Source organism: Caulobacter sp. SRI_014 (genome assembly GCF_057586315.1).
This window is the reverse complement of the sequence record NZ_JBYCZQ010000004.1, coordinates 177,711-203,955: the sequence shown is the minus strand read 5'-3', so window position 1 is coordinate 203,955 and position 26,245 is coordinate 177,711. Positions and strand designations below refer to the sequence as shown.

Annotated in this window: 30 protein-coding genes; 17 read left to right on the top strand and 13 right to left on the bottom strand. The window is 68.8% G+C overall.

The genetic code is table 11. The features are described 5' to 3' along the window. Window positions 1–83: 83 nt before the first annotated feature. Window positions 84–497, bottom strand: a complete 414-nt coding sequence (locus tag AC2YG9_RS11910) for a hypothetical protein (RefSeq protein ID WP_487298192.1) — start codon at window positions 495–497, stop codon at window positions 84–86. Window positions 498–645: 148 nt separating this feature from the next. Between AC2YG9_RS11910 and AC2YG9_RS11905 the strand changes: the two genes are divergently transcribed. Continuing rightward, window positions 646–819 (top strand): hypothetical protein, encoded by a 174-nt coding sequence (locus tag AC2YG9_RS11905; RefSeq protein ID WP_487298191.1) that lies wholly within the window; start codon window positions 646–648, stop codon window positions 817–819. Here the strand turns inward: AC2YG9_RS11905 and AC2YG9_RS11900 are convergent. The 4 genes from AC2YG9_RS11900 to AC2YG9_RS11885 all read right to left on the bottom strand — a co-directional run bounded on the left by AC2YG9_RS11900 (window position 816) and on the right by AC2YG9_RS11885 (window position 3,443). Then, window positions 816–1,181, bottom strand: a complete 366-nt coding sequence (locus AC2YG9_RS11900; protein ID WP_487298190.1) for an EthD domain-containing protein — start codon at window positions 1,179–1,181, stop codon at window positions 816–818. The genes AC2YG9_RS11905 and AC2YG9_RS11900 overlap by 4 nt on opposite strands. A 44-nt stretch (window positions 1,182–1,225) precedes the next feature. Further along, the gene (locus AC2YG9_RS11895; RefSeq protein ID WP_487298189.1) at window positions 1,226–1,630 is read right to left on the bottom strand and encodes a DUF2177 family protein; all 405 of its coding nucleotides are present in this window, start codon (window positions 1,628–1,630) and stop codon (window positions 1,226–1,228) included. Window positions 1,631–1,696: 66 nt separating this feature from the next. Next, complete coding sequence (locus AC2YG9_RS11890; RefSeq protein WP_487298188.1) at window positions 1,697–2,704, bottom strand: NAD(P)H-dependent flavin oxidoreductase; 1,008 nt, start codon at window positions 2,702–2,704, stop codon at window positions 1,697–1,699. An 88-nt stretch (window positions 2,705–2,792) separates the two neighbouring features. Continuing rightward, window positions 2,793–3,443, bottom strand: coding sequence for a class I SAM-dependent methyltransferase (locus AC2YG9_RS11885; protein WP_487298187.1), 651 nt, complete (start codon window positions 3,441–3,443; stop codon window positions 2,793–2,795). A 168-nt stretch (window positions 3,444–3,611) separates the two neighbouring features. Between AC2YG9_RS11885 and AC2YG9_RS11880 the strand changes: the two genes are divergently transcribed. The 5 genes from AC2YG9_RS11880 to AC2YG9_RS11860 all read left to right on the top strand — a co-directional run bounded on the left by AC2YG9_RS11880 (window position 3,612) and on the right by AC2YG9_RS11860 (window position 9,092). After that, window positions 3,612–5,045 (top strand): methylmalonyl-CoA mutase family protein, encoded by a 1,434-nt coding sequence (locus tag AC2YG9_RS11880; RefSeq protein WP_487298186.1) that lies wholly within the window; start codon window positions 3,612–3,614, stop codon window positions 5,043–5,045. A 6-nt stretch (window positions 5,046–5,051) separates the two neighbouring features. After that, the gene (scpA, locus tag AC2YG9_RS11875; protein WP_487298185.1) at window positions 5,052–7,217 is read left to right on the top strand and encodes a methylmalonyl-CoA mutase; all 2,166 of its coding nucleotides are present in this window, start codon (window positions 5,052–5,054) and stop codon (window positions 7,215–7,217) included. Window positions 7,218–7,333: 116 nt separating this feature from the next. Continuing rightward, on the top strand, window positions 7,334–8,125 hold the full coding sequence (locus AC2YG9_RS11870; RefSeq protein WP_487298184.1) for a hypothetical protein: 792 nt from the start codon (window positions 7,334–7,336) through the stop codon (window positions 8,123–8,125). Window positions 8,126–8,211: 86 nt separating this feature from the next. Beyond that, window positions 8,212–8,649, top strand: coding sequence for a hypothetical protein (locus tag AC2YG9_RS11865; RefSeq protein WP_487298183.1), 438 nt, complete (start codon window positions 8,212–8,214; stop codon window positions 8,647–8,649). Then, window positions 8,646–9,092: a hypothetical protein gene (locus tag AC2YG9_RS11860; RefSeq protein ID WP_487298182.1), complete on the top strand. Its 447-nt coding sequence runs from the start codon at window positions 8,646–8,648 to the stop codon at window positions 9,090–9,092. The genes AC2YG9_RS11865 and AC2YG9_RS11860 overlap by 4 nt, the downstream gene beginning before the upstream one ends. Here the strand turns inward: AC2YG9_RS11860 and AC2YG9_RS11855 are convergent. The 3 genes from AC2YG9_RS11855 to AC2YG9_RS11845 are packed head-to-tail and all read right to left on the bottom strand — an operon-like array spanning window position 9,085 to window position 10,936. Next, a complete protein-coding gene (locus tag AC2YG9_RS11855) occupies window positions 9,085–9,924 on the bottom strand; it encodes an SDR family NAD(P)-dependent oxidoreductase (RefSeq protein ID WP_487298181.1) in 840 nt (279 codons plus the stop codon). The genes AC2YG9_RS11860 and AC2YG9_RS11855 overlap by 8 nt on opposite strands. A gap of 58 nt (window positions 9,925–9,982) precedes the next feature. Further along, a complete protein-coding gene (locus AC2YG9_RS11850; protein ID WP_487298180.1) occupies window positions 9,983–10,393 on the bottom strand; it encodes a DUF4112 domain-containing protein in 411 nt (136 codons plus the stop codon). Window positions 10,394–10,441: 48 nt separating this feature from the next. Continuing rightward, window positions 10,442–10,936: a DUF4112 domain-containing protein gene (locus AC2YG9_RS11845; protein ID WP_487298179.1), complete on the bottom strand. Its 495-nt coding sequence runs from the start codon at window positions 10,934–10,936 to the stop codon at window positions 10,442–10,444. A 180-nt stretch (window positions 10,937–11,116) separates the two neighbouring features. On the opposite strand from AC2YG9_RS11845, the gene AC2YG9_RS11840 reads away from it, so the two are divergent. From AC2YG9_RS11840 to AC2YG9_RS11810, 7 genes are all read left to right on the top strand, one after another. Continuing rightward, complete coding sequence (locus AC2YG9_RS11840) at window positions 11,117–11,461, top strand: heavy metal-binding domain-containing protein (RefSeq protein WP_487298178.1); 345 nt, start codon at window positions 11,117–11,119, stop codon at window positions 11,459–11,461. A 10-nt stretch (window positions 11,462–11,471) separates the two neighbouring features. Beyond that, a complete protein-coding gene (meaB, locus tag AC2YG9_RS11835) occupies window positions 11,472–12,464 on the top strand; it encodes a methylmalonyl Co-A mutase-associated GTPase MeaB (protein ID WP_487298177.1) in 993 nt (330 codons plus the stop codon). Window positions 12,465–12,613: 149 nt separating this feature from the next. Further along, window positions 12,614–13,540, top strand: coding sequence for a VOC family protein (locus AC2YG9_RS11830; RefSeq protein WP_487298176.1), 927 nt, complete (start codon window positions 12,614–12,616; stop codon window positions 13,538–13,540). Between the two features lie 10 nt (window positions 13,541–13,550). Continuing rightward, window positions 13,551–14,399: a fumarylacetoacetate hydrolase family protein gene (locus AC2YG9_RS11825; RefSeq protein ID WP_487298175.1), complete on the top strand. Its 849-nt coding sequence runs from the start codon at window positions 13,551–13,553 to the stop codon at window positions 14,397–14,399. 1 nt (window position 14,400) lies between these two features. Further along, window positions 14,401–15,867: a bifunctional 3-(3-hydroxy-phenyl)propionate/3-hydroxycinnamic acid hydroxylase MhpA gene (mhpA, locus tag AC2YG9_RS11820; protein ID WP_487298174.1), complete on the top strand. Its 1,467-nt coding sequence runs from the start codon at window positions 14,401–14,403 to the stop codon at window positions 15,865–15,867. Continuing rightward, the gene (locus AC2YG9_RS11815; RefSeq protein ID WP_487298173.1) at window positions 15,864–16,529 is read left to right on the top strand and encodes a TetR/AcrR family transcriptional regulator; all 666 of its coding nucleotides are present in this window, start codon (window positions 15,864–15,866) and stop codon (window positions 16,527–16,529) included. Before mhpA ends, AC2YG9_RS11815 begins: the two co-directional genes overlap by 4 nt. A gap of 53 nt (window positions 16,530–16,582) precedes the next feature. Continuing rightward, window positions 16,583–17,077 (top strand): hypothetical protein, encoded by a 495-nt coding sequence (locus tag AC2YG9_RS11810; protein ID WP_487298172.1) that lies wholly within the window; start codon window positions 16,583–16,585, stop codon window positions 17,075–17,077. Here AC2YG9_RS11810 and AC2YG9_RS11805 read toward each other — a convergent pair. Together AC2YG9_RS11805 and rlmJ are read right to left on the bottom strand one after the other, a co-directional pair. Continuing rightward, window positions 17,074–17,655 (bottom strand): hypothetical protein, encoded by a 582-nt coding sequence (locus AC2YG9_RS11805; protein ID WP_487298171.1) that lies wholly within the window; start codon window positions 17,653–17,655, stop codon window positions 17,074–17,076. The two genes, AC2YG9_RS11810 and AC2YG9_RS11805, sit on opposite strands and share 4 nt — an antisense overlap. 70 nt (window positions 17,656–17,725) lie before the next feature. Further along, complete coding sequence (rlmJ, locus tag AC2YG9_RS11800) at window positions 17,726–18,550, bottom strand: 23S rRNA (adenine(2030)-N(6))-methyltransferase RlmJ (protein ID WP_487298170.1); 825 nt, start codon at window positions 18,548–18,550, stop codon at window positions 17,726–17,728. A 127-nt stretch (window positions 18,551–18,677) separates the two neighbouring features. On the opposite strand from rlmJ, the gene AC2YG9_RS11795 reads away from it, so the two are divergent. The 4 genes from AC2YG9_RS11795 to AC2YG9_RS11780 all read left to right on the top strand — a co-directional run bounded on the left by AC2YG9_RS11795 (window position 18,678) and on the right by AC2YG9_RS11780 (window position 23,264). Continuing rightward, complete coding sequence (locus tag AC2YG9_RS11795; protein WP_487298169.1) at window positions 18,678–19,685, top strand: DNA topoisomerase IB; 1,008 nt, start codon at window positions 18,678–18,680, stop codon at window positions 19,683–19,685. Between the two features lie 74 nt (window positions 19,686–19,759). Further along, the gene (locus AC2YG9_RS11790) at window positions 19,760–20,965 is read left to right on the top strand and encodes an LLM class flavin-dependent oxidoreductase (protein WP_487298168.1); all 1,206 of its coding nucleotides are present in this window, start codon (window positions 19,760–19,762) and stop codon (window positions 20,963–20,965) included. A 77-nt stretch (window positions 20,966–21,042) separates the two neighbouring features. Continuing rightward, complete coding sequence (locus tag AC2YG9_RS11785) at window positions 21,043–21,858, top strand: arylamine N-acetyltransferase family protein (RefSeq protein ID WP_487298167.1); 816 nt, start codon at window positions 21,043–21,045, stop codon at window positions 21,856–21,858. Between the two features lie 305 nt (window positions 21,859–22,163). After that, window positions 22,164–23,264, top strand: a complete 1,101-nt coding sequence (locus AC2YG9_RS11780; protein ID WP_487298166.1) for an HPP family protein — start codon at window positions 22,164–22,166, stop codon at window positions 23,262–23,264. Here the strand turns inward: AC2YG9_RS11780 and AC2YG9_RS11775 are convergent. The 3 genes from AC2YG9_RS11775 to AC2YG9_RS11765 all read right to left on the bottom strand — a co-directional run bounded on the left by AC2YG9_RS11775 (window position 23,261) and on the right by AC2YG9_RS11765 (window position 26,244). Then, window positions 23,261–23,725: a SecDF P1 head subdomain-containing protein gene (locus tag AC2YG9_RS11775; protein WP_487298165.1), complete on the bottom strand. Its 465-nt coding sequence runs from the start codon at window positions 23,723–23,725 to the stop codon at window positions 23,261–23,263. The two genes, AC2YG9_RS11780 and AC2YG9_RS11775, sit on opposite strands and share 4 nt — an antisense overlap. A 113-nt stretch (window positions 23,726–23,838) precedes the next feature. Then, the gene (locus AC2YG9_RS11770) at window positions 23,839–24,915 is read right to left on the bottom strand and encodes a zinc-binding dehydrogenase (RefSeq protein ID WP_487298164.1); all 1,077 of its coding nucleotides are present in this window, start codon (window positions 24,913–24,915) and stop codon (window positions 23,839–23,841) included. A 60-nt stretch (window positions 24,916–24,975) separates the two neighbouring features. After that, window positions 24,976–26,244, bottom strand: a complete 1,269-nt coding sequence (locus AC2YG9_RS11765; protein WP_487298163.1) for an aminotransferase-like domain-containing protein — start codon at window positions 26,242–26,244, stop codon at window positions 24,976–24,978. Between the last annotated feature and the right edge of the window lies 1 nt (window position 26,245).

Genomic DNA, 26,245 nt, shown 5'->3' with positions numbered 1-26,245 from the left:
GCCGGGAAGGCAAAGGGAAAAATCGGCTTTGCAGCATTTCATCGCATCGCCACGCCGAACCCTGCCGTCTCGCCCCCGGCGGATCACTCGAACCAGTTGGCCACCTGGTCGTTGAGGAACACCGCGTGGACCGACCAGCCCGTGGGTTTCTTGAAGAAATAGAATGTCCAGATCAGCGGCCCGTTGTCGTGCCGCGTCATCCAGGTCTGCTTCATCAGGTAGGGTCCGCGCTCGGCCTCGGCCAGCTTCTCTCGCCCCAGAATCTTGCCGTAGTACTTGAGATAACCGTTGGTCTGGACGGCCAACTGTTCGACCTCGGTCTGCTTGCGGCTCATCGCCGATCCGGCGAACAGCCGGTCGTAGGCCGCCTCAGACTCGCCGCCCGTCAGGTCATTCAGGAACCTCTCGGCGATGGCGTCGGGCGTCTGGGCTGCAGGGACTGCCGGCGCGGCGGCGACGCAGGCCACGACGGGCGCGGCCAGAAGAAGTTCGATCATCGGAATATTCCCCCTCGACAGGCGGGAAACGTCCGCGAGCCGTGCCCCTTGTAGCACCTCGATCCGCCTCTTCGGCAAGCCGGGCGGAGCCCGAATCCCGCGTCAGGCGTTGTCCAGCCATCGAGACGCAAGAAGGAGCGCCCTGACCATGCGGGTTGAAGTGTTCTGCGACGGAAAGCTCATGGCCACCCTGCCGACCAGGATGGCAGACAGCGAAGGTCATGTGGCCAACTGGGAAGAGGCGGTAATCACCGACGCCGTCAACAACCGCATCCTGACGCCCGAACAGGCCGAGACGGCGGAACTGCACATCCTGGATTAGCGGTTTACGATCTCGCGCTCCTCGACGAGGAAAATCGGCGACTTTTCCAGATCGATGAACCTGCGCTCGTCCTCCAGCAGCTCGAGCCCGGCCTTGCGCACGGCCGGGTCGTCGCTGCCCAGGTCCTCGATCCGGTCCCACCAGAGTTCGGCCACTCCATCATAGGCCGGGGGACCGGCGCGGCTGGCCGCCAGGGCGGCGAAGGCCTCGTCGGGCAGGCTGTGGCTCTGGACGTAACGGCGAATCTTGAGGAGTTCGGCCCGCTCAGCAACCAGCGGCGCGTGGTTCTCGCGCCAGTAGGTCTGGAATTCCTCGCGCGTCAGGTGCGGCAGGCGGGTCAGGCAGAAGGTGATCTTGATCATCGGATCCTCCGGACGGCAGCATGCCGCCCGGACGCCGCGTCAGCCTAGCCCTTTACGAATCCCGCCGCGAAATAGCCCGCCGTGGCGATCGTGGCGGTCACGAAGACGCCCCAGCAAAGGTCCGCGGCGACCACGGTCCAGCTGAAGCCCTTGAGGGTGGCCATGTTGGTCAGATCGTAGGTGGCGTAGGCGATCAGGCCGAACAACGCCCCGTTCATCAGGGCGACGGTCCAGTTGCCGGCCTCCAGGCCCGGCCGCGTCCCGAACCAGACGGCGCCGACCAGGTACAGCAGGTAGAAGGGCACGGCCGCACTCATCAGCGGCTTTTCCAGCAGCAGCGGGCCGATCTCCCGCTGGTAGAGCTTCTGGGCGATGAAGGCGAGCCACACGAAATCCACCGCCACGAAGACCACGGCGGCGGCGACATAGGCGACGATCAGTTTCAGCATGGCAGACTCCCTCCGCGCTCAAGCTAGCGCGGCGGGAGCCTTCGCCAAGGGCTACTGGGCCAAGGGCTACTCGGCAGCCAGCGCCATGGCAGCGCCCGAGGTCAGGGCCGTCTTGGCCGCCAGCTCGGCCTTGGCGGTCTCGTACTCGGCCGACAGGCGGGCCACCATCTGGGCGACCGTGGGGATTTCCTTGACCGCGCCGATGCCCTGGCCGCAGCCCCAGATGTCCCGCCAGGCCTTGGCTTCCTGATTGCCGCCCGAGCCGAAGTTCATCTTCGACGGGTCGCTGACCGGCAGGTTGTCGGGGTCCAGGCCGGCGGCCACGATCGACGGGCGCAGGTAGTTGCCGTGCACGCCGGTGAACAGGTTGGAATAGACGATGTCGCTGGCCGAGCTCTCGACGATCATGTCCTTGTAGCCCTGCATGGCGCGGGCTTCCTGGGTGGCGATGAAGGCGGAACCGATGTAGCCGAGGTCGGCGCCCATGGCCTGGGCGGCCAGGATCGACTTGCCGTTGGCGATGGCGCCCGACAGGGCGATCGGCCCGTCGAACCACTCGCGGATTTCCTGGATCAGGGCGAAGGGCGACAGGCCGCCCGCGTGGCCACCGGCCCCGGCGGCGACGGGGATCAGGCCGTCGGCCCCCTTCTCGATGGCCTTGCGGGCGAAGCGATTGTCGATGACATCATGCAGGGTGATGCCGCCCCAGCCATGCACGGCGTTGTTGAGGTCCTCGCGGGCGCCCAGCGAGGTGATCATCACCGGGACCTTGTACTTGCCGCACAGCTCGACGTCTTCCTCGAGCCGGTTGTTGGTCTTGTGGACGATCTGGTTGACGGCGAAGGGCGCCGACGGCGTATCGGGATTGGCCCGGTCCCAGGCGGCAAGCTCCTCGGTGATCTGGGCCAGCCATTCGTCGAGCTGGCTGATCGGGCGGGCGTTCAGCGACGGGAAACTGCCGACCACGCCGGCCTTGCACTGGGCAATGACCAGCTCGGGCCCCGAGATGATGAACAGCGGCGAGCCGATGACCGGCAGGCGGAGACGGTCACGGAGAACGGGCGGCAGAGCCATGGGATATCACCTCGGAAAGGTCTGGGGGCACGGTTGATATACGCTGTAAATATAACAACCGTTTGAGGCGCGCAACCGTGTCCTTGGGTCACCCCGCGGCAATAAAGCGAAACACCGCCGCCGGCCCCGGCGCCGACGACCCGAAGTCCCGTGCCTCGTAGGTTGCCAACTGCGCCAGGCGCTCCAGCGGCAGGAACTCGCGTAGGGGATCGCCGACCAGAACCTCCCTGCCCGCCACCAGGCTCTCATCCAGAAAGGCGGTCATCCGCTCGGCCAGTCCGTAGTCATAGAAGACATCGCCGACGAGCAGGACGTCGACCTCAGGCAGCGGCGTGGTTGTGACATCGCCGAGCAAGCAGTGGGCCGCAACGCCGTTGCGGCGGGTGTTCAGTTCCGTGGCCGCCACCGCATAGGGGTCAACATCGATGGCGAAGACTTCAGCCGCCCCGGCCCGCCCGGCGGCGATCGACACCACGCCCGAACCGCTGCCGACATCAAGCACCCGCCGGCCGGCGACCGCTTCCGGCTGCTGCGCCAGGAAGGGGACCAGGGCCCGGCCCCCGCCCCATAGATGGGCCCAGTAGGGCATGCTGAAATCGGGGTTGAGTCGCTGCAAACGGGAAAGCCCCGTTCGCGGACCGGCCAAATGTAGTTCAACGCCGGGCAGTTCGGGAGATTCGACGAGCGGGAGGTTCGCCTCGATGAAGGCGATCGCCTCGCTCCGGGTCGCCTCGCTCAATGTCAATCGGCCGCTCCCTTCCCGTGAGCCCAACTGGGCCTGGCGAAGTCACCCCTAGACCGTCGGGTACCCGACTGAAAGCGGCATTTTCCGGTGCTTGACGCTCCTTACGTCACAGGCGCATGACGCCCGCGTCAACTGCTGCATCGCACTGCTGGAGCCGCCAATTTGTCCGGACCTGTTCTGTCCCTCGCTGACGACTTCCCCGCCGCGCCGAAAGCCGAATGGCTGTCGCTGGTCGAAAAGACCCTGAAAGGCCAGTCCTTCGAGGACGCCCTGGTCAGCCGCACGGTCAACGGCATTGCCATCCAGCCGCTCTATACCGAGGGTCCGCGGAACGCCCGCGACCTGCGCGCCCGCGACGCCGCCCGCCCCTGGGACCTGCGCGCCGTCGTGGCCCATCCCGACCCGGCCCGCGCCAACGCCGACATCCTGAAGGACCTCGAACAGGGCGCCGCCTCGGTCCTGATCAAGCTCGATCCAACCGGTCAGAACGGTGTCGCCGTGGCCGACGCCCAGGGCCTGGCCCGGGTCCTCGACGGCGTGCTGCTGGATCTCGCCCCGGTCGCCGTCGACGCCGGCTTCCTGGGCCCCAAGGCAGCTGATTGGCTGGCCGGCCTCGCCAAGGCCGCGCCCAATGCGCCCCTCGCCTTCCACATGGATCCCTTGAGCGCCTTTGCCCGCACCGGCGCCTCGCCGGGCCCGATGGAGAGCCACCTGGTGTCGGCCGCCACGGTCGGCGCCCGCCTGCTGGGCGTCCATCCCAAGGCCAGCCTGATGCTGGCCAGCGGCACGGTGGTGCATGAAGCCGGCGGCGGCGAGGCCGAGGAGCTGGCGGTGATGACCGCCGCGGCCGTCGCCTACGCCCGCTCGCTGGTTCACGCCGGGTTGACGATGGAACAGGCCTTCGGGGCCATCACCCTGGGCGTCTCGCTCGACGGCGAATACTTCACCGGCGTCGCCAAGCTGCGCGCAGCAAAGGTGCTGTGGGCCCGCATCACCGCCGCCTGCGGCGTCAGCGTCGCGCCGGCGGTGGAGGTCCGCACCTCCCGCCGCATGCTGACGAAGAAGGATCCCTGGACCAACCTGTTGCGCCTCACCGCCGCCGGGTTCGCTGGCGCGGTCGGCGGGGCGGACGCCATCGTGATGGGCGCCTACACCGACGCTCTCGGACTGCCCACGACTTTCGCCCGCCGTCAAAGCCGCAATACCCAGCTGGTGCTGATGGAGGAGGCCAACCTCGGCCGCGTCGCCGATCCGGCCGGCGGCGCCGCTTACCTCGAGACCCTCACCGACCAGATCGCCCGCGCCGCCTGGGGCGGCTTCCAGGCCATCGAGGCCGAGGGCGGCCTGATCGACGCCTTGAGCAAGGGCATGGTGGCCAAGGCTGTCTTTGCCACTCGCGATGCCTGGCTCGCCGCGCCGCGCAAGATTCTCGGCGTCAATGCCTTCCCCAACGCCGCCGAAACCCCGGCCGAAGTCGAGACCCCCGACGCGGCGGCGTTCTCCCTGCCCGTTCCGGAGCTGCGCATCCCCGGCCCCTCGGCCAGCTGCCCGCCGCTTACCCCCGTCCGCCTCGCCGCCGCTCTCGAGGAGGCCTGATCCCCAATGGCAAACTCTTCCCAGTTCCCCAACTTCGCCGACCTCGCCTTCGACACCGACCTGACGGTCGCCGCCCCCACCAAGGGCGAGACCTGGGAGACCCCGGAGGGCGTCTCGGTCGCCCCGTCCTACGGCCCCGAAGACACCGCCGACCTCGACTTCCTTAGCGGCTACCCGGGCGTCGCGCCCTTCCTGCGCGGCCCCTATCCGACGATGTACGTCACTAACCCCTGGACGGTGCGCCAGTACGCCGGCTTCTCGACCGCCGAGGACAGCAACGCCTTCTACCGCCGCAATCTGGCCGCCGGTCAGATGGGCCTGTCGGTGGCCTTCGACCTGGCCACCCACCGCGGCTACGATTCGGACCATGAGCGGGTTAAGGGAGATGTCGGCATGGCCGGCGTCGCCATCGACAGCATCCTCGACATGCGCACCCTGTTCGACGGCATTCCGCTCGACAAGATGAGCGTCTCGATGACCATGAACGGCGCCGTCCTGCCGATCCTGGCCCTCTACATCGTCGCCGCCGAGGAACAGGGCGTATCCCCCGAGAAGCTGTCCGGGACCATCCAGAACGACATCCTCAAGGAGTTCATGGTCCGCAACACCTACATCTATCCGCCCGCCCCCAGCATGCGGATCATTTCGGACATCTTTTCATATACTTCGACGCATATGCCGAAGTTTAACTCGATCTCGATTTCCGGCTATCACATGCAGGAAGCCGGGGCGACGGCGGACCTGGAACTGGCCTACACGCTTGCCGACGGCATCGAGTACGCCCGCGCCGGCGTGGCGGCGGGCATGGACATCGACGTCTTCGCCCCGCGCCTCAGCTTCTTCTGGGCCATCGGCATGAACTACTTCATGGAAGTGGCCAAGATGCGGGCCGCGCGCCTGCTCTGGGCCCGCCTGATGAAGCGCGAGTTCAATCCCAAGGACAGCCGTTCGCTCTCCCTTCGCACCCACAGCCAGACTTCCGGGTGGTCGCTGGCCGCCCAGGACGTCTTCAACAACGTCTCGCGCACCGCCGTCGAAGCCATGGCCGCCGTCAACGGCCAGACCCAATCCCTGCACACCAACTCCCTCGATGAAGCCCTTGCTTTGCCGACGGATTTCTCGGCCCGCATCAGCCGTAACACCCAGCTCTTCCTGCAGCTGGAAAGCGGTACGACCCGGGTCGCCGACCCTTGGGGCGGCAGCTACTACGTCGAGCGCCTGACCCACGACCTCGCCGCCCGCGCGCTGGAACACATCGAGGAGGTCGAAGCCCTCGGCGGCATGGCCAAGGCCATCGAGCAGGGCCTGCCGAAACTGCGCATCGAGGAAGCCGCCGCCCGCACCCAGGCCCGCATCGACGCCAATCGACAGAGCGTGGTCGGCGTCAACCGCTACCGCCCGGAAGTCGCCGACAACATCCCGGTGCTCAAGGTCGACAACGCCGCCGTCCGCGCCGCCCAGCTGGAAAAGCTCAAGCGCCTCAAGGCGATGCGCAACGAAGCTGAGACCCAGGCCGCCCTCCAGGCCCTCGAAGACGGCGCGCGCGGCACTGGCAACCTGCTGGCCCTCGCCGTCGACGCCGGCCGCGCCAAGGCGACGCTCGGCGAAATCAGCTATGCTCTGGAAAAGGTCTTCGGCCGTCACCGGGCCGAAATCAAATCCATCACGGGCGTCTACATGAAGGAAGCCGGTTCCAACCCCGCCGTGGCCCGCGCCAAGGCCATGGTCGAGGCCTTCGAACAGGCCGACGGCCGCCGCCCCCGAATCCTGATCGCCAAGATGGGCCAGGACGGTCACGACCGCGGCCAGAAGGTGATCGCCACCGCCTTCGCCGACCTCGGCTTCGACGTCGACATCGGCCCCCTGTTTCAGACGCCCGCCGAGGCCGCCCGCCAGGCCGTCGAGAACGACGTCCACGTCGTCGGCGCCAGCTCCTTGGCCGCCGGCCATCTGACCCTCGCCCCCGAGCTCAAGGACGAACTGGCCAAGCAGGGCCGCCCCGACATCATGACGGTGATCGGCGGCGTCATCCCGCCCCAGGACTGGCCCGCCTTGGAAGCGGCCGGCGTCGCCGCCATCTTCCCGCCGGGAACGGTCATCGCCGAGGCCGCCATCGACCTACTGGAGAAGCTCAACCGGCAACTCGGCTACGAACAGGCGCTGGCCGGCTAGTGGCGACCAGTGTCGTCATCTGGGGTGTCGCCTACGGCTTCGGGAGCGACGACCCGTAGCCACGGCAGCGCCGAACAGCCTAGACTGCCCCTCGGAACCCTGGGGGAATTCGCATCATGTCGCCCGTGCACCGCCTCGCCGCGCTCGCCACCGTCGCCGCCTTCATCGCCGCGCCGATGGCCTGGAGCCAGACCGCCGCACCGACCCTGGAGCAGTTCCAGGCGGCCCAGACCAGCTTCACCAGCCGCCTTGCCGAGGCGCAGGCCGGCCGCGCCAGCTACCCGCGGCTTGCCGACCCGGCGACGGGCCCGACCATGCGCACGGCGATGGACAATCGCGCCCTGTCCCTCATCGACTTTTCCGACATCGGCGGCAGTTTCCAGACCTGCGTGGTGCCGGCCACCGCGACCCAGGCCTATGTCGCCGCCGGCATCGCCAACCCGGACGCCGCCATCGCCTCGCCGACAGCCGAACAGGCGGCCCAGATCGCGAAGAACGCGGCCTTTTATCACGACGAGCTGACCCTATCGGCCTCCTTCATGGTCGATTGTTTCGCGCGGTTGATGGGCCCCCTCGCGAAGTTCTGGGATTCGCTCGACGCCCCGACCAAGGCCGCCCGCCGGGAAGGCGTCGTCCGCATCCGAAACGGGTCCAGCCAGGTCTACCAAGGCGGCATCACCACCCTGAGTGAAACCGCCTACAGCCTGCAGAACAAGGAACAGATGCTCAGCAGCCTGATCCGCAATGCGCCGGCCTTCATGCCGGTGATGACCCTGTCGCAACGCCGGGAGGTCATCACTGCCATCGACACCGTCGGCAAGAATGCTCCAGCCGACATGCGCCCCCGCCTGGCCCAGCTGCGCGTCACCTTCTCCCAGACCAGCTGCATAGGTCTCTGCGCGGCCTGAAGCCCGCAACTTCACGGCTCCTGCACCTGGCCTCCCTCACCCGCGAGGCAGGCGGCGCGCACAACGGCTCCAGCACAGGAGCCGCCATGCCCGCCCCCCGCCTTGTCGCCAACCGCATCACCCCGGAACGCTTGATTGGCGCCGCCATCACCGCCTGGCTGTTGCCCTCGCTGATCCTCGCCAACCTGATCATGGTCGGTGACGCCTTTACCTCGACCGGACCGGACGCCGACATGATCAGCGCCGCCGTCACCGCCTGGCTGGCGGGACCGGTCATGGGTCTGCTGATGGGCTGGCCCTTCCTGCTGATGGCCTTCGCGGCCTGGGGCCTGCTGCACCACTGGCGGCTGGCGACGCCCAAGGTCGCGGCCGGGGTCGGCCTGCTTTGCGGCGCGGCGGCTGGCATCGCGCTGGGCGACAGGGGCGGAGAAGCCCAGTGGATCTTCGCCGGGCCGGTCATCGGCGCGGTCACCGGCCTGGCGGTCTGGTGGGTCGCCTATCGCCGCCAGGCGGAGGCCGCATGAGCCCGCGCTACGACACCACCCGCACCCGCGTCGTCTTCGGCGTCTTCGCCGCCTGGCTGCTGCCCAGTTACATGGTTCCGACCGGCATGATGATCGGGGAGTTCGTCCGATCCGGCTACGGCTCGCTCTGGAGCATCGTTCCGCTCGGCATCTTCGTCTTCCCGCTGTTCAGCGCCGTGGTCGGCGCGCCCGGCCTGATCGTCGGCTATTCGGGTTGGCGCGTACTCCATACCGCCGGCCGCCGGGGTCCGCGGGAAGCCGCCCTGCTCGGGGCCGCCGCGGGGGTCATTCAGTGGGCCGTGCTGGTGATTCTGCAGATGCCGCTGATGCAGCCGATCTGGCACTCGCTGATCCTTTTGAGCGTGATTGGGCCGCTGGTCGGCCTGGCCGTCTGGCGCATCGTGTATCGTCCGGCCTTCAAACCCGCCGAGGCCTTCAACTGATCCCCGTCAGCCCACTGTCCACCGCCAGCGTCTGGCCCGTCACATAGACGCTCTCCTCCCCGATGAAGAACAGCGCCGCATAGGCCACCTCCCAGCCGGTCGCCTGCCGCCCGAACGGCGTCGGCGACCGACCACGGCTCGGCCGCCCCTGCGTCGCCGCCCGGCCCAGTGGCGTATCGACCAGCCCCGGCGCGACGATGTTGGCCCGCACACCCTTGCGCGCGCCTTCGAGCGCCACATGCCGCATCAGCCCGCCAAGCGCCGCCTTGGAGCTGTCGTAGGCCGGCAGCCGCGATCCGGCGATCAGGCCGGCGATCGAGCTGATGAACACGACCGACCCGCCCGGCTCCATCACCGGCAGCGCCTCGCGGCAGCACAGCATCGGTCCGCGCAGATTGACCCCCAGCACCGTGTCCCAGTCCGAAACCCTGGTCGCCGCCAGTCCGAGACCTCCGAGCCCGATGCCGACGTTCAGCGCCAGCCCATCGAGACCGCCCAGCCCACGCACGGCGCTTGCCACCATCTGGGCCACGTCGTTCTCATGGGCAATGTCGGCGGCGATGGCGAAGGCCTGGCCGCCTTCGGCCTCGATCTGCCGCACAGTCTCGGCGGCGCTGGCCTCGTCGCGGTCGGCGACGGCGACATGGGCCCCTTCGCGGGCGAACAGCAGGCTCATCGCCCGCCCGTTCCCCACCGGATCGGTGTCCGCATCGACGACACGCTGGCCGCCCCCGACGACCAGCACCCGCCGGCCCTTCAGCCGGCCGCGCCCGGGCGCCAGGCCCTCCGACTCGGCGCTCGGCGGCCGGACATAGCGTTCCTCGTCGGCCATGCGCCGTCTCTCCCCGTCTTTTCGTTGGGGTCAGTCTCGCCTGATGACGCAGCGATGCCTAGTGGGCGAACTTGCTGGGGCCCTTCTTGCGGGCCCGCTTCTTGACCGGCACATCGTCGGGCGCGCCGTGCTTGTCCTCGATGTCCTTCTGCAGCGCCGTGGCCGCCATCAGGTGGCCCTGCCAGAAGAAGTCGATGACGTCCCCGACCACCGGCACTTCCGAGGTCAGGGCGTCGATGCCCAGGTAGCTCAACATCCGCAACAGGGTGCTCAATGACGCCCCGGCCCGGAAGGCCTCGAACAGCAGGAAGAGGCTGGCCCCGACGCTGTAGACGATGCCCGCCCCCGGCAGCCAGGTCAGCAGGCCATCGAGCCCGACCCCGAAAGGGCCGATGCCGATCACCCGGTCGGAGATGGTCTTGATCGCCTCGGCGGACTTCCAGGCGGAGTGTGCGCGTTCACGGGTCATGGGACCCGAGCGTATAACGCTGGTGTCGGTTCCGGCTAGTGACCTTGGTTAAACCTTCGGCGGCGTCGCCTTGCGCCAGGCGCCGCCCAGGAACACCACCCGCCGCTTCTCCTTGCCGGCGCGCACGCGGGCCATCAGGTCGCGGTATTCGGCGGTGTTGAGGGCATCCTCGCGGGCGCCCTCGAAGTAGATGGTCTCTTCCATGTGCTTGAGCAGCATGTCGGCCGCCCATTTGTGGCCGGTGAACAGCACGTCGGCCACGGCCCCCAGCTTGCCGGACAGGGGCGCAACGGTGTCGACCAGCAGGATGCCGCCCATCTGGACCAGCACCATGCCCGAAGCCCGCGCCCGCACGCCGTCATAGATCAGCATCAGACCCGCCAGCCCGCTGTACAGGGCGCCCGCGCCCGGCACGACGTTGAGCACGGCGTCGAGACCGACGCCCAGGGGCCCGATGCCGATGATGTTGTCCGACAGCTTCTTGGTGCGCTCGATGCTGCCCCGCACGTTGTGCAGGTCGAGGTGGGTCCGGGCCAGGATCATCAATGCGCTCCACGTGCGGGAACGGCACAGTTAACGCCCCCGCCCACTCCACTCTGCAACAACCCGGCCGCCTGTTGAAAGGCCCCGGGCCGTTAATTCGCCTTCAGGGACGACGCAAAGTCACGCCTTCTCGCGCGCAAGGGGAACCCTCGCCCTTTACGCCGATTAGGCCTAATACTCATGACCGTGAAGAAACAGCTGCCCAATGTCCTGATCAGCACCACCCCGTTCATCGAGGGCCATCCGGTGCGCGAGTACAAGGGCGCGATCTACACCACCTCGATAATGGGTGCGAACGTGGTCATGGACCTGCTGGCCGCCATTCGCGATTTCATCGGCGGCAAGTCCAAGTCCTATGAACGCATTCTCGACCACGCCCGCCAGGACGCCCTGGGCGATCTTATGATCCAGGCCGACAAGATGGGCGCCAACGCCATCATCGCCGTCGATCTCGACTACAACACCGTCGGCCCCGACGGCTCGATGCTGATGGTTTCAGTTTCGGGAACCGCCGTCGTCATCTAAGGCTCGCGGGGTGAGCCTCCCCGACCTCGACACCCTCGCCAGCCGACTCATCGCGCAAGATCGCCCCCACGAATCCAGGGCGGCGCTCGCCCGCGCCATCACCCTGGTCGAGAGCCGCCGCACCGATCACCAGGCCGCCGCCCGCCAGTTGCTGCAACGCCTCATGCCCCACACCGGCAAGGCCCAGCGCCTGGGCATCACCGGCGTTCCCGGGGCCGGCAAGTCGACCACCATCGAGGCCCTCGGCTGCAATCTCACAGAGGCCGGCCATCGCGTCGCCGTCCTCGCCGTCGACCCCAGCTCCACCCGCACCGGCGGCTCCATCCTCGGCGACAAGACCCGCATGGAACGTCTGGCGATGGACCAGCGCGCCTTCATCCGCCCCAGCCCCAGCGGCGGCGAACTGGGCGGCGTCGCCCGCAAGACCCGCGAGGCCATCCTGCTCTGCGAGGCGGCCGGCTTCGATGTCGTCATCGTCGAAACGGTCGGCGTCGGCCAGTCCGAAACCGTCGTCGCCGACATGGTCGACCTGTTCATGGCCGTTCTCATTCCCGGCGGCGGCGACGAACTGCAAGGCATCAAGAAGGGCCTGATCGAGATCGCCGACCTGATCCTGATCAACAAGGCCGACACCGACCCGCCCCGCGCCGAACGCAGCGCCCGCGAATATCGCAACGCCCTGCACATCCTGACGCCCGCCCACCCCGACTGGACCCCGCCGGTCCTCACCGCCTCCGGCCTCAACAACGCCGGCCTCGACGTCCTCTGGGCCCAGATCGAACGCCACCGCGAGGTGATGACCGCCAACGGGATGCGCGCCGCCCGCCGGGCCGGCCAGAACGGCCGTTGGATGTGGGCCATGGTCAACGACCGTCTGGGCCGCGCCTTCCGCGAACATCCGAAGGTCGCCGCCCTCGCCCCGGCGCTGGAGGCTCAGGTCCTGGCGGGCGAGGTCCCCGCCTCCCTGGCCGCCGACCAGCTTCTGGCGGCGTTCGGGCTGTAGGCCGGGCCGTTCGCCGGCGGCCCCGTCATCCTCGGCCATGGCTGTTGACCCTTCCGTCAATCTTGCCGCCTGAGGCGCAAGAACGAGCCCTCTTGCCAGAGCAGAGCAGTTCGATCATTCTGACGAAATCGTCAACTAAGACCTTCGCCATGAGCACGATCAAGATCGAGGACGTCGCGTACGTCCGTTTCCGCGCCCCGGACCTGGCCGCGATGCGCGCCTTCCTCGATGATTTCGGCCTGTCGGTCGCCGAGGAAACGCCGGTCCGCCTCGTCGCTCGCGGCGCCGGCTCCGCGCCGGCGACCCACGTCACCGACCTCGGCGATCCCGGCTTCGCCGCCATCGCCTTCCGCGCCGAAAGCGTCGCCGATCTCGACCGCCTGGCAGCCGCCGAAGGCGTCCAGGTCCGCGACAGCGACCTGCCGGGCGGCGGCAAGGTCGTCACCCTGACCGATCCGGACGGCCACACCGTCGAGGTTGTCGCCGGCCAGGCCCCCGCCGATCCCCTGCCCCTCACCTCAACGGCGCCATGGAACCGCGCCGCGGAACGCCAACGGCTGAGGGCCACCAGGCGCATCGCCGCCGGCGCGGCCCAGGTCGTGCGCCTGGGCCACGTGGTGCTCAACGTCTCCGACTTCCGCGCCTCCGAGCGCTGGTACAAGGACCGCTTCGGCCTCATCACCTCCGACGAGATCCAGCCGGCTCCCGGCTTCGCCATCGGCGCCTTCCTGCGCTGTGACCGGGGCGAGACACCAACCGATCACCACACCCTTTTCCTGCTGCAGGCGCCCAAGGGCCCGGGCTTCAATCACGCCGCCTTCGAGGTCAGCGATCTCGACGACCTGATGCGCGGCCACCAGCGCCTGAAGGAAGCCGGCCGCGACGCCGAATGGGGCGTCGGCCGCCACATCCTCGGCAGCCAGGTCTTCGACTACTGGCGCGACCCCTGGGGCCACACCCTGGAACACTGGACCGACGGCGACCTGTTCACCGCCGACGACGGCTCCAACGTCGCGGGCCTGCAGGACCTGCTGGGCGTGCAATGGGGGCCGTCGATGCCCTCGACCATGGGCTGAGGAACAACCAATGAAACTGGCCACTTTCGACAAGGGCGCCGGCGCCCGCCTGGGCGTCGTCACCGGCGACCGCATTGTTCCCTTAAGCCCCGGCCTCCCCGGCGAGATGATCGGCCTGATCGCCGCCTGGGATCAGGTCGAGGGCGAGGTCCGCCGCCTCGCTGACGCCGCCGCCGACGCGGTCGCCCTCGACAGCGTCCGCCTGCTGGCCCCGATCCGCCGTCCGGGCAAGATCATGGCCATCGGCCTGAACTACGCCGACCACATTGCCGAGAGCAACCTGGGTACGCCCGAACATCAGGTCTGGTTCTCCAAGGCCCCGACCAGCGCGAACGGCCCTCACGACCCCATCCAGGTCCCCAAGGTCAGCCAGGCCCTCGACTACGAGGCCGAGCTGGTCGCCGTCATCGGCAAGGGAGGCCGCCACATCGGCCGCGAAGCCGCTCCGGCCGCTATCTTCGGCTATTGCTGCGGCAATGACGCCACCGAACGCGCCTGGCAGCACCGCACGCCGCAATGGGTGCTGGGAAAGTCGTTCGACAGCCACGCCCCCTTCGGCCCCTGGATCACCACCGCCGACGAAGCTCCTGACCCGCACGGCCGCGGCATCCGCTGCCTGGTCAACGGCGAGGTCCGCCAGGAGTCCAACACCAGCCATCTGGTCTTCGACGTCTGGGACCAGATCGCCCACCTCAGCCAGGCCATGACCCTGGAGCCCGGCGACCTGATCTTCACCGGCACGCCCGGCGGCATCGGCGCGGCCATGAAGCCGATGCGCTTCCTCAAGGCCGGCGACAGGGTCCGGGTCGAGATCGAGGGCCTCGGCGCCCTCGACAACCCCTGCGCCGACGAGGTCTGACTTGGACACCGAAGTCCTCATCGTCGGTCTGGGCCCGGTCGGCGCGGTGCTGGCCGGCCTGCTGGGCCAGCGGGGCGTGCGCGTCCTCGTCGTCGAGCAGGAGACCGGTCCCTACCCCCTGCCCCGCGCCGTCCACTTCGATCACGAGATCATGCGGCTGTTCCAGCAGCTGGGGGTCGCCGAGTCGGTGCTGGCCCACGCCCGCGACGTGCCGGACTATGAGTTCCGCAACGCCGCCGGCGACGTCCTGATGATGCTGCCCCCGGCCCGCGAGACGCCCTCCGGCTGGGGCGGCGGCTACATGTTCCACCAGCCGGGCCTGGAGGCCGTGCTGCGCGAGCGGCTGGCCGACCTGCCCGCCGTCGAGGTCCGCCTCGGCGTCCGCCTGGAGCAGTTCACCCAAGCCTCCGATGGCGTCACCGCCCGGATCCTCGGCCCCCAGGGCCCCGAAATCGTCACCGCCCGCTACCTCGTCGGCTGCGACGGCGCCTCCAGCCCGGTGCGCGAAGCCATTGGCGGCGGCCTGTTCGACTACCAGTTCGACGAGCCCTGGCTGGTCGTCGACGTCCGCGCCGGCGACGGCTGCGAGACGCCGGACCGCAACATCCAGCTTTGCGACCCGGCCCGGCCGACCACCTGTGTGATGAGCGGCCCCGGCCGCCACCGCTGGGAGTTCATGCTGCTGCCCGGCGAGGACGCCGAGGCCATGCGCCACGACGCCTCGGTGCGCCGATTGCTCGAACCCTGGAACTGCGGCCCGGTCGAGATCGAGCGGCGGGCCGTCTATCGTTTCCACGGCCTGGTCGCCAACCGCTGGCGCGACGGCCGGGCGCTGATCGCCGGCGACGCCGCCCACCAGACCCCGCCCTTCGCCGGCCAGGGCATGTGCGCCGGCCTGCGTGACGCCGCCAACCTGGCCTGGAAGCTGGCCGCCGTCCTGCGCGGCGAGGCCCGCGAGGCCCTGCTCGACACCTACCAGAGCGAACGCGAACCCCACGTCCGCGCCGCCATCGAACTGGCCATCGGCATGGGCCGCGTCGTCTGCCTGCTCGACCCCGCCGCCGCCGCCCAGCGCGACGCCGGCATGCTGGCCGCCAAGGCCTCGGGCGCGCCGCCTCTGCCCCCGCTCGCCCCCCGTCCCTTCGAAGCCGGCGCGATCCTGCCCGGCGCCCCCGCCGCCGGCACGATCTTCCCCCAGCCCCGCGTCGGCGACCTGCGCCTGGATGATCTGGTCGGCAATGCCCCCTGGCTGCTCTCCCGGGCGCCGGTCGATGCGCCGCAGGGCATCACCGTCCTGACCCTCGACACCCCCGCCCTCGCGCCCTTCCGCGCCATGCTGACCGCCTGGTTGGACAGGCAGGACGCGCAAGCCGTCCTCGTCCGCCCGGACCGCTGCGTCTTTGGCTCCGGCGAGCCCACCGCACTGCTGGCCGCCTGGACCCGCCAACCGACCCTGGAGACCGCATGACCATCGACCGCGGCAATCCTCGCGCCATGCGCACCCGCGCCGCCCTGATCGGCGCCGGCCGCCGGCTCTATCGCGAACGCCCTATCGACGCGGTGACGGTCGACGACATCGTCCAGGCCGCCGCTGTCGGCAAGGGCAGCTTCTACAACCACTTCGCCGACCGCGAGGCGCTGGTCCGGGTCATCAGCAGCGAGATCCGCGCCAGCGTCGAGGCCGCCGTCACCCAGGCGAACGCGGGCGTCAGCGACCCTGCGCGCCGCATGGCCCGCGCCGTCTGCGGCTACCTGCGCTTCGCCCTGGACCATGCGGAATCGGCCGGCGTCCTGGTCCGCATACACAGCGGCCACACCTCCCTGTCTGCCCCGCTCAACAAGGGCCTGGTCGAGGACATCGAGAACGGCCTGGCCGCCGGCCGCTTCACCGTCGCCACGGTCGAGGCCGGCGTCCTGTTCGTGCTCGGCGTCACCCAGCTGGCCCTGGTCCGTGTGGTGCAGGAGCCGACGGCGCCCTTCGCCGTCTCCCTGTCCCAGCAGATGTGCGCCCTGATCCTGCGCGGCCTCGGCCTCACCGGCCCCGAAGCCGACCTGATCGCCGCCCAGGCCAGCGACGAAATCGTCCGCAAGGGCCCCGTCACGCCGGAGCCATCGGCCACCGCCCACTAGCCCCCATTTTTCCGATCTAGCGGGCCTTGGGGGGCCGGCGTCATGCTGGCCGCATGCTCAGCCTGGCCCTTACCCTCGCCCTGCTCGCCGCCCAGCCCACTGACGGCCCCGTCGCCACAGGCCAGATCGTTCCGCAGCCTTCAGCGTCGGCCATCGAAGAGGCCAAACGAAAGGCCGAGGCTCAGCGGCAGTCTGAGGCGGCGGCCAAGGCCGCCCCGATAAACTGGGACTTCCAGCCGTCGGCCTCGCCGCCCCCGGTCCGCAAGGATGACGAGGAGGATTGGGGTATCGACGCCTATCTGGACTCCCACGCCCCGCCCAAACTGATGACCGAGGCCGAGGCCCGCGAGGCCGCCAATCGTGCAGCCATCGAACGGGCCGAGCAGGCCGGCAAGGAGGCAAACGCCCCGCCCGGAGCATGGCCGGACGAAGGCAAGATGCGCTGCAAAACCACCGAGAGCGGCTTCGTCTGCGGCAACTCCGACAAGGCGCTGGAGCCGGACTCGCCCTCGCGCAGGGCGCTCGATGAGATCTTGAAGCCGAACTAGGCGCCCGCCAGCCGCTTCGCCTGCGCCACCCAGGCTTCGCGGGTCACCCGGCCCATCAGCTTGAGCTCCTTGTCGAAGCCGGCGATGTCATCCTCGCTCCAGGCAGCGATCTGGGCAAAGCGGGTGATCCCCTTCTCGGCCAGCATGGCGGCCATCTTGGGCCCGATGCCGGTCATCACGGTCAGGTCGTCCGGCGTCGGCACAGCCGGCGCCTCGACCACGATCTCCGGTTCCGGCGCGGCTTCGATGATGGCCTCGACCACAGCCACGGGCGCCTCGACGACCGCCTCCACAACGTCCTCAACGAGCTCTGGCGCAACCTCGGCCGCCTTCTCGATGGCAGCCTCGACCTCAGGTTCCGGCTTGGGCAGGACCTTGAGCTCGGGCGTCACCGCCTCAGCCGCAACGGCCTCGGTCGTCGAGGGCGTCAGCCAGGCCTTGGCCCAGAACACGGCCGCGCCGACCATGGCGGCTCCGCCGATCATGAACCACAGGGGTGAGGTGATCCCCACCGGCAGGCGCAGGGCCTTTTCGGCGGTCTCTTCGGCTTCGGGAAGGTGGGCGTCGACAAGGGTCATGGCATCGCTCCGCATATTGTGCGACGCAGCATAACACCGCTTCTCATTTCGCAAGTGCGAGATTTCGTGATCAGCCGTCGAGCCGCCAGGCCTCGCCGCGCCCCGCGCCCTCGCCCAGCCCGGCCACCCAGGCGCAGACCTCGCCCAGCGGCCCCTCAAGCCCGGTCGGCGCCCCGGCGATGACCAGGGCGCAGCCGTTCATCTTCATCGGGTTGTCCAGCCTGCGCAGCCGGCATTCGGCGACCAGCGCATCCGGCGCTACGTCCTCGATCGACCGCAGGAACCCATCGAACGTCTCCAGGTCCTTCAGCGGCAACCACACCGCCACCACCGCCTTCGGGTTCTTCGCCCGGACCGCCGCCATGGCGGCCGCGATCCGCTGGTAATCATCCGGCCGCTCGAACGGCGGGTCGATCAGCACCAGGGCCCGCGAGGGTTTTGCAGGGACGGTGGCGGGCGCCGTCTCATAGCCATCGGCCTGCACCGCCCGCGCACCGGGATAGGGCGCCAGGGTCTGGGCCAGCAGCGCCTTGTCGTCATCCCGCACCTCGCAGGCCGTGTAGCGGTCCTGCGGCCGCAGCGACGCCCCGATCAGGCTCGGCGAGCCAGGATAGAAGCGCACGCCGCCCGCCGGATTCATCCCCTTCACCGCGCCCTTCAACCGGTCGAACGCGGCCGGCGCATCGGCTTCCATCAACCGGAAGATCCCCTGCGCCGCCTCGCCGGTCCGCCGCGACAACTCGCCCTCCAGATCATAGCCGCCGGCGCCCGCATGCGTGTCGACGATCACCAGACCGGACGGCTCCGCCATCAGCGCGTCCAGCAACAGGGTCAGCCCGGCATGCTTCACCAGATCGGCGAAGTTCCCGGCGTGGAAGGCGTGGCGGTAGTTCAAGGCGGCGGCCCCTTGCTGCGGAACAAGCTTCCGCCCGGCCACGTTGCGGGTGGAAAGGCGAGTCCAGGTCGATGTCCGGTCTTTTCAGAAACACCGCTCAGGTCAAACATATTCAGGCAGCCGCCTGATGCCCCGCGACGGCGAAATCCTCCACGAACTGCCCGAAGGCCTCGTCTACTGCGGTGACGACGGCCCCGGCTTTACGCGCCGCCAGCTCGGCAAGCGTTTTGCCTACTACGACCAGATCGGCCGCAGGATCGACGCCGCCGCCACTCTCGACCGGATCGAGAAACTGGTCATCCCGCCGGCCTGGACCGACGTCTGGATCGCGCCCCGCCCCGGCTGCCACATCCAGGCGACCGGCCGCGACGAGCGCGGCCGCAAGCAATACCGTTACCACGCCGACTGGAGCGCCCATCGCGACGAGGCCAAGTTCGGCCGTATCGCTGCCTTCGGCCGCGCCCTGCCCCGCCTGCGCAAGCAGATCGAGAAGGACCTGCGCAAAAAGGGCCTGCCCAGGGCCAAGGTTGTGGCGGCTGTCATCAGCCTGCTGGAACAGACCCTGATCCGCGTCGGCAACGACGAGTACGCCAGAACCAACAAGAGCTTCGGCCTGACCACCCTGCGCGACCGTCACGCCAAGCTGAGCAGCGTCGGCGGGACCTTCGAGTTCAAGGGCAAGAGCGGCAAGACCCACTGCACACGCTTCAGCGACCGGCGCCTGGCCCGCATCGTCAAGGCCTGCCAGGACCTGCGGGGCCAGCGCCTGTTCCAGTACCGCGCTGACGACGGCGCCATCTGCGCGGTCACCTCGGGCGACGTGAACGACTATCTGCGCCATGCGACCGGCGAGGACTTCACCGCAAAGACCTTCCGCACCTGGGCCGGCACGGTCGAGGCCGCCCGCATCCTCTGCACCCAGGGCGATACGACGGCGACCAGGGCCACCATCACCGCCTGCGTGAAGGACGTCGCAAAACGTCTGGGCAACACCCCGGCCGTTTGCCGCAAGGCCTACATCCACCCGGGCGTCACCCGCGCCTTCGAGGCGCGCACCTTGACGTTCAAGCCCGGCAAATCAGACCGCGCCTTCGAGACCGCGGTGATCCGTCTGCTGGAATCCGAGCAAACCTGACGCCAAGTCACCCTTCCCAACGCCGCCGCCCCGCGTAAGGTAATCGCCAATAACACACGGGGAGAAACATCATCATGGCCGGCACGAAGATGCGCTTTGGCGCGTTCATCGCCCCCTTCCATCCGCTGAAGGAAAACCCGACCCTCGCCCTCGAGCGCGACATCGAGCTGGTCCAGCACATGGACCGCCTCGGCTATGAGGAAGCCTGGATCGGCGAGCACCACTCGGCCGGCTACGAACTGATCGCCAGCCCCGAGCTGTTCATCGCCACCGTCGCCGAGCGCACCAGACACATCCGCCTGGGCACCGGCGTCTCCTCCCTGCCCTACCACCACCCGCTGATGCTGGCCGACCGCATCAACCAGCTGGACCACATTACCCGCGGCCGGGTGATGCTGGGCTGCGGCCCGGGCGCCCTGCCCAGCGACGCCTTCATGATGGGCATCCCGGTGTCGGCCCAGCGCGACCGCATGGACGAGGCTCTCGACGTCCTCGTCCCCCTGCTGCGCGGCGAGCAGGTGACGAAGAAGACCGAGTGGTTCGAGCTCAACGAAGCCCGCCTGCAGATGACTCCCTTCTCCCGCCCGTCGGTCGAGATCTGCGCCGCCAGCCAGGTTTCCCCCACCGGCGCCAAGGCCTGCGGCCGCCACGGCATCGGCATGCTCAGCATCGGCGCCACCCAGTCGGGCGGCTTCAACGCCCTGGCCAGCAACTGGGCCATCGCCGAGGAAGCCGCGAAGGACGCCGGCACGACCGTCGACCGCAACGGCTGGCGACTGGTCGGCCCCATGCACATCGCCGCCACCCGCGAGGAGGCCCGCGAACAGGTCCGCTTCGGCCTGGAAGACTGGCTCTACTACTTCCGCGAGGTCGCCGCCCTGCCGCTGGCCCCGCAGGACGGGTCGGACCCGGTCGACGCCCTGATCAACTCGGGCATGGCCGTGATCGGCACCCCCGACGACGCCATCGCCCAGATCGAGCGGCTGGACAAACAGTCGGGCGGCTTCGGCGCCTTCCTGATGATGGATCACAACTGGGCCGAATGGGACAACAAGAAGAAGTCCTACGAACTCTTCGCCCGCTACGTCGCCCCGAAGTTCCAGGGCCTCAACGACAACCGCGAGGCCTCCCTCAAATGGGCCGCGGAGAACCGCCCGCGCTTCATCGGCGAGGCCATGGCCGCCGTCGGCATGCGCGTGGCCCAGCACATCCAGGAAAAGGGCACGGACAACATCCGCCCGGAAATCCTCGAAGCCATGGGCATGGCCAAGAAGGACTAGAGGGCTCAACCATTCCGCTCTTCCCGGCGCATGCCGGGAAGAGCGGATTGGTGGGAGAATGGCGCTATAGGTAGACGATGAACCTCGCCGCCTATCTCGACCGCATCGGCCACACCGGCCCGGTCGCCCCTGATCTCGCCACCCTGCGGGCCGTCCATCGCGCCCACCATTTCGCCATTCCCTACGAGAACCTCGACGTTCAGCTGAAGCGGCCGGTCGTCACCGACCCGGCCCTCGCCTACGACAAGATCGTCACCCGCCGGCGCGGCGGCTGGTGCTACGAGATGAACGGCGTGCTCGGCTGGGCCCTCTCCGAAATCGGCTTCAAGGTCACCCGCATGATGGCCGGCGTCCGCCGCGAGCAGGACGGCGACATCGCCATCAGCAACCATCTGATCCTGCGCGTCGATCTGGACGAGGGCCCGTGGATGGCCGACGTCGGCTTCGGCGACGGCCCGGTCGATCCCTGGCCCATCGCCGCCGGCCCCATCCAGGGCGGCCTCTTCGCCTATCGCCTGGAGGAAATGGCCGACGGCTGGTGGCGGCTCCACAACCACCCGGCCGGCGGCGCGCCCAGCTTCGATTTCCAGATCGCCCCCGCCGACGAGCAGGCCATGGCCGACCGCTGCGTCTGGCTGCAATCCGACCCGGCCTCCGGCTTCGTCCAGAACGCCGTGGTCCAGCGCCACCGGCCCGACCGCCTGCTGATGATGCGGGGGCGCACCCTGCGCACCCTCACGGCCGGGGGGGCCAGCGACCGGCTGATCACCGACGCCGACGACTACGTCGCCACCCTCAAGGCCGACTTCAACCTCGACCTCCCCGAGGCCGCCAGCCTCTGGCCGGCCATCGAAGCCCGTCACGAGGCGCTGTTCGGCGCCCAACATGAATAAGTCTAGACATATTCATCACCAATTCCGGTCGCCGCGAGCCGCCACACCCTGAGGCGAACCAGGCCGGCTGGACTTGGGGTGGTTGCCGGGTGGTGCGTTGAGCCGTTGTCGTTGGTCGAATCCGACCAACCCGCCGCTTCAAGGAGGGCGACAGGCTGGTCCCAACACACTGATATTTTTCACAAAATTTTCCTCCGCTAGCCCTTCCCTCCTCAAAACGCGGTATATTAGACCCGTCGCTTCGATAGCAGCCGGCCCGATGCCTGCTTGGAACTCGGGCAATTTCTGCCCAAAAAGCCCGCACCATGTTTGCGTACCTTCGCCGATTCCTGCCGCAGGCCCCGACCCAGCCGCTCAGCGAACGCCTCAAGGCCTTCGCGGGCGCCCTGATCGGCATCGCCGTTACAAGTCTGGTCACCCACCTGACGGTCGCCGACGCCGGCGCCCTGCCGCTGCTGATCGCGCCGATGGGCGCCAGCGCCGTCCTGCTGTTCGCGGTCCCGGCCAGCCCCCTGGCCCAGCCCTGGTCGATCATCGGCGGCAACGTCATCTCCGGCCTGGCTGGCGTCACCTGCGTCCAGTTCATCCCCGACCCCACCCTTGCCGCCGCCGCCGCCGTGGCCAGCGCGATCTTTCTCATGAGCATCTGCCGCTGCCTGCATCCCCCCGGAGGCGCTGTCGCCCTGACCACCGCCGTCGGCGGCCCCGTTGTGCTGGCCGCCGGCTACAGCTTCGTGCTGGTTCCCGTGGCCCTCAACTCGGTGCTGCTGCTGGCCGTCGCCCTGATCTTCAACAACCTGTCTGGCCGTTCCTACCCGCACGTCGCCCACGCCCTTCCGCCGGCGCCGCACGGCACGGCCGACCCGTTGCCCGACGAGCGCGTCGGCTTCACCCTGGCCGACATCGACGCCGCCCTGCGCCACTACGGCGAACTGCTCGACGTCTCGCGCGAGGATCTCGACGCCCTGTTCCGCCAGGTCGAGGTCCAGGCCCACCGCCGCCTGCACGGCGCCATCGCCTGCGCCGACATCATGTCCCGCCACGTCGTCAGCCTGGGGTCTGATGCGAGCCAGGCCGACGCCCGCGCCCTGCTGGCCGGCCACGACTTCCGCTCCGCCCCGGTTCTCGACACCGAAGGCCGCCTGCTCGGCCTGATCACCCGCGCCATCCTGCTGGCCGGCGGTGAAGGCCCGGTCGTCGAGGCCATGGAAAAGAACCCGCCCACCGCCGCCGAAACCACGGCCATCGACGAGCTCCTCCCCGTCCTCTCCCACGGCGAATGGCGCGAAGTGATGATCCTGGGCCAGGACCGCAGGGTCGTCGGCATGGTCACCCAGACCGACCTGATCGCCGCTCTCTACCGCGCCCGGGTGGCCGAGGCCGTAGCGGCCTCAGCGCCCGCCTAGCATTCACCAAGCGTCGGCATCCGCTTGCGGACCATGACGCCGAGGTCCGCATCGCCGACTATGACTCCTGTCCGCCCGCCGATTGGCGATTGAAGTACCGGTCCGGATACGACCACGCCATCGAGGACCAATGCCAGTCGCGTGCCGACGTGGGTCTTGGTCCAGGCCAGCAGAGGGTCGGACTCGCCGTTTCCGATCTGCAGGGTGAGTTCGAAGGTCTCCTTGCCGAACACCGTCTCGCTTGCCGGGGTGATGGTGAAGCAGATCGGCAAGGCCGTTGTGATCGTCTCCCGGCGGACGTCCAGCAAGCGAGGCCCAGGCCCCAGACTGGGTAGCCGGTCGTGGCCCGCAGGCGGCGTGCTTCCGACCGGTTCAAACGCTCCATGAAAGGTCAGGAGCGGCTCCTCGGCCGCAGGCTCGGGCGCGGCCAGCAAGGCCATGGCGACCAGCAACGGGAGCATGCGCCCCTCCTCAGTCGACCCGCCAGACGCCGATCTCCACGACCGTCCGTTCCGGGTTCGCGATCTTCAGCCTGCCCGTGAACAGCCCCCGGTTCAACCGGTCGTATAGGTCATCAGACGAGCGACGGATTCACCAGGATCTTCACATGAGCCTCGGGATCCTTGAGGTCGCTGAAGGCCTGGGCCACGCCCGACAGCCCCACCGTGCCGGTGATCAGCGGCGCCACATCCAGCCGACCCTCGGCAATGTCATGCAGGGTCGCGGCGAACTCCTCGGGCGTGTAGCCAAGCACGAACTTCAGATCGAGCTGCTTGTTGATGCACAGCGACGGCTCGATCTTGTCGGCCTCCATGCAGACCCCGGCCACCAGAATCTGCGACCCCGGCGGGCAGCCCTCGATCACGCTCTGCAGCACGCCGGGCGAGCCGACGCATTCGAACACCACCGAGCGCCCTTTGAGCTGCCCCGACATCCGCGCCATGGCATGCTCCATCAGCGAAGACGGCACCCCGAAATCCTTCCACTTCAGGTGCGGACTGCCCTCGGCCGGATCGACGACGACATCGGCCCCCAGCTTTTCGGCCAGCCGCCGCCGGGCGGGCGAGAAGTCAGCGGCGATGATCGGCCCATGGCCGCGCAGCTTCAGCGCCGCGATCACCGCCAGGCCCACGGGCCCGCAACCCAGCACCAGGCTGGCGCTCCCCGGCTGCAGGTCGGCCTGTTCGACGGCATGCGCCCCAACGGCCATCGGCTCGGTCAGCGCCGCCAGGTCGGTGGCCAGCCCGTTGGGCACCTCCAGCAGCATGGCCTCGGTCAGGGCCATGTACTCGGCGAACCCACCCGGGAAGTTGTTGGAATAGCCCACAGCCTCGAACCCGGCCGGCCCGAAGGTCATCGGGATCGACACCACCCGCGTGCCCGGCTTGAACCGCCCGCCACCGGCGCCATGTTCGATCACCTCGGCGCAGAACTCATGGCCGAAGACCATGTCGGCCTTGGGATCCATGCTGTCGCGCCCGCCCGCCTTGCGGGTCAGCTCGACCATGTGGTCGAGATAGTGCAGCGCATGCAGGTCCGACCCGCAGATGCCGCACAGCAGCGTCTTGACCAGGGTCTGACCCGGTCCCGGCGTCGGCTGGCTGATCTCGTCGCAGACAAGCTGTCCCGAACGGCGAACGACGGCGCGCATATCGATCTCTCCCTCACGGCCGTCTTGGCGGCTTGCGGGCGACGATACTGGAAGGCGCCGTCAGGAAAAGACTGTCGTGGCGGAAGGCTGGGCGGATTCTTGGCGCCGCCCGACCAGCCGCCCCAACCGCCGCACACCCTCTTCGAGGTCCGCATCGTTCGGAAGGGAGTAGCTCAGCCGGAGGCAGTTGTCCGAAGCCACCTCGGCGAAGAACGGCGCCCCGGGCACGAAGGCGACCCGCTCCTCGGCCAGCGCCTGTTCCAGCAGCGACTTGCCGTCCATGCCTTCGGGCAGGGTCAGCCAGACGAACATGCCGCCCTCCGGCCGCGTCCAGCTCACCCCCGGCGGCATGTGCCGGTCCAGCGCCGCCAGCAGAGCCTGACGCTTGCCGGCATAGGCGGCGCGTAGCCGGCCCAGATGCTGGTCATAGCCCTCGGAGATCACCCGCTCGGCGACCATCTGATTGATCGTCGAGACATGCAGGTCGGCGCCCTGCTTGAGCAGGACCAGCTTTTCGATGACCACGGCCGGGCCGGCGATCCAGCCGATGCGCAGGGCCGGTGACAGGGTCTTGGAGAAGGTGCCGCAATAGAGGGTCCGCGCCGCCTCGATGGACCCGCTGCGAGCGATGTCGAGCGCCAGCAGGGTCGGCGCCGGCTCACCCGCGAAGCGCAGTTCGCGATAGGCGGCGTCCTCGATCAGCGTCATGTCGAGCCGCCCGGCCAGGTCCAGCAGCGCCTCCCGCTCGTCCAGGGTCAGGCTGCGCCCGGTCGGGTTGGCGAAGTCGGGCACGAAGTAACCGACCGACCCGGGGCATCGCGCTTCCAGAATCTCGTTGGCGTGGCCGGCCAGTGCGCCCTCGGGCAGGTCCATGTAGGTCGGCTGGTAGCCGTTGAACGCCTGCAGCGCGCCCAGATAGGTCGGCCGCGCGGTCATCACCGTGTCGCCGCCGCTGAGCAGCAGTTTGCCCAGCAGGTCCAGCCCCTGCTGCGACCCGGCGGTCAGCATGATGTTGTCCGGCCCGCACGGCATGCCGTCCCGCGTCATCCGCTCGGCAATCCACTGGCGCAGGGGCAGATAGCCCTCGCTGACCGAATACTGCAGCGCCTGCCTCGCCAGCACCGGATCGGCCAGCACCGCCTGATAGCCGGCCTCGATCCGCTCGAGCGGAAACAGGGCCGGGTCGGGAATGCCGCCGGCGAAGGAGATGATGTCCGGCTGGTCGAGCAGCTTGAGCAGCTCGCGGATTTCGCTGGCGCGCACGCGGGCCATGCGGTCGCTGAAACGCTTGGCCCAATCAGGCGTGTTGGCAGGAGTGGTTGAGGTCATG

Bases quoted from the DNA above. Each gene is read 5' to 3' on its own strand.
- AC2YG9_RS11815 (WP_487298173.1), top strand. From the start codon at position 15,864: ATGACCATCGACCGCGGCAATCCTCGCGCCATGCGCACCCGCGCCGCC.
- AC2YG9_RS11785 (WP_487298167.1), top strand. From the start codon at position 21,043: ATGAACCTCGCCGCCTATCTCGACCGCATCGGCCACACCGGCCCGGTC.
- AC2YG9_RS11790 (WP_487298168.1), top strand. From the start codon at position 19,760: ATGGCCGGCACGAAGATGCGCTTTGGCGCGTTCATCGCCCCCTTCCAT.
- AC2YG9_RS11865 (WP_487298183.1), top strand. From the start codon at position 8,212: ATGCCCGCCCCCCGCCTTGTCGCCAACCGCATCACCCCGGAACGCTTG.
- AC2YG9_RS11780 (WP_487298166.1), top strand. From the start codon at position 22,164: ATGTTTGCGTACCTTCGCCGATTCCTGCCGCAGGCCCCGACCCAGCCG.
- AC2YG9_RS11770 (WP_487298164.1), bottom strand. From the start codon at position 24,915: ATGCGCGCCGTCGTTCGCCGTTCGGGACAGCTTGTCTGCGACGAGATC.
- AC2YG9_RS11765 (WP_487298163.1), bottom strand. From the start codon at position 26,244: ATGACCTCAACCACTCCTGCCAACACGCCTGATTGGGCCAAGCGTTTC.
- AC2YG9_RS11810 (WP_487298172.1), top strand. From the start codon at position 16,583: ATGCTCAGCCTGGCCCTTACCCTCGCCCTGCTCGCCGCCCAGCCCACT.
- AC2YG9_RS11870 (WP_487298184.1), top strand. From the start codon at position 7,334: ATGTCGCCCGTGCACCGCCTCGCCGCGCTCGCCACCGTCGCCGCCTTC.
- AC2YG9_RS11850 (WP_487298180.1), bottom strand. From the start codon at position 10,393: ATGACCCGTGAACGCGCACACTCCGCCTGGAAGTCCGCCGAGGCGATC.
- AC2YG9_RS11795 (WP_487298169.1), top strand. From the start codon at position 18,678: ATGCCCCGCGACGGCGAAATCCTCCACGAACTGCCCGAAGGCCTCGTC.
- AC2YG9_RS11905 (WP_487298191.1), top strand. From the start codon at position 646: ATGCGGGTTGAAGTGTTCTGCGACGGAAAGCTCATGGCCACCCTGCCG.
- AC2YG9_RS11895 (WP_487298189.1), bottom strand. From the start codon at position 1,630: ATGCTGAAACTGATCGTCGCCTATGTCGCCGCCGCCGTGGTCTTCGTG.
- scpA (WP_487298185.1), top strand. From the start codon at position 5,052: ATGGCAAACTCTTCCCAGTTCCCCAACTTCGCCGACCTCGCCTTCGAC.
- AC2YG9_RS11910 (WP_487298192.1), bottom strand. From the start codon at position 497: ATGATCGAACTTCTTCTGGCCGCGCCCGTCGTGGCCTGCGTCGCCGCC.
- AC2YG9_RS11855 (WP_487298181.1), bottom strand. From the start codon at position 9,924: ATGGCCGACGAGGAACGCTATGTCCGGCCGCCGAGCGCCGAGTCGGAG.
- AC2YG9_RS11825 (WP_487298175.1), top strand. From the start codon at position 13,551: ATGAAACTGGCCACTTTCGACAAGGGCGCCGGCGCCCGCCTGGGCGTC.
- AC2YG9_RS11860 (WP_487298182.1), top strand. From the start codon at position 8,646: ATGAGCCCGCGCTACGACACCACCCGCACCCGCGTCGTCTTCGGCGTC.
- AC2YG9_RS11890 (WP_487298188.1), bottom strand. From the start codon at position 2,704: ATGGCTCTGCCGCCCGTTCTCCGTGACCGTCTCCGCCTGCCGGTCATC.
- AC2YG9_RS11845 (WP_487298179.1), bottom strand. From the start codon at position 10,936: ATGATCCTGGCCCGGACCCACCTCGACCTGCACAACGTGCGGGGCAGC.
- AC2YG9_RS11805 (WP_487298171.1), bottom strand. From the start codon at position 17,655: ATGACCCTTGTCGACGCCCACCTTCCCGAAGCCGAAGAGACCGCCGAA.
- AC2YG9_RS11840 (WP_487298178.1), top strand. From the start codon at position 11,117: ATGACCGTGAAGAAACAGCTGCCCAATGTCCTGATCAGCACCACCCCG.
- AC2YG9_RS11830 (WP_487298176.1), top strand. From the start codon at position 12,614: ATGAGCACGATCAAGATCGAGGACGTCGCGTACGTCCGTTTCCGCGCC.
- AC2YG9_RS11900 (WP_487298190.1), bottom strand. From the start codon at position 1,181: ATGATCAAGATCACCTTCTGCCTGACCCGCCTGCCGCACCTGACGCGC.
- AC2YG9_RS11775 (WP_487298165.1), bottom strand. From the start codon at position 23,725: ATGCTCCCGTTGCTGGTCGCCATGGCCTTGCTGGCCGCGCCCGAGCCT.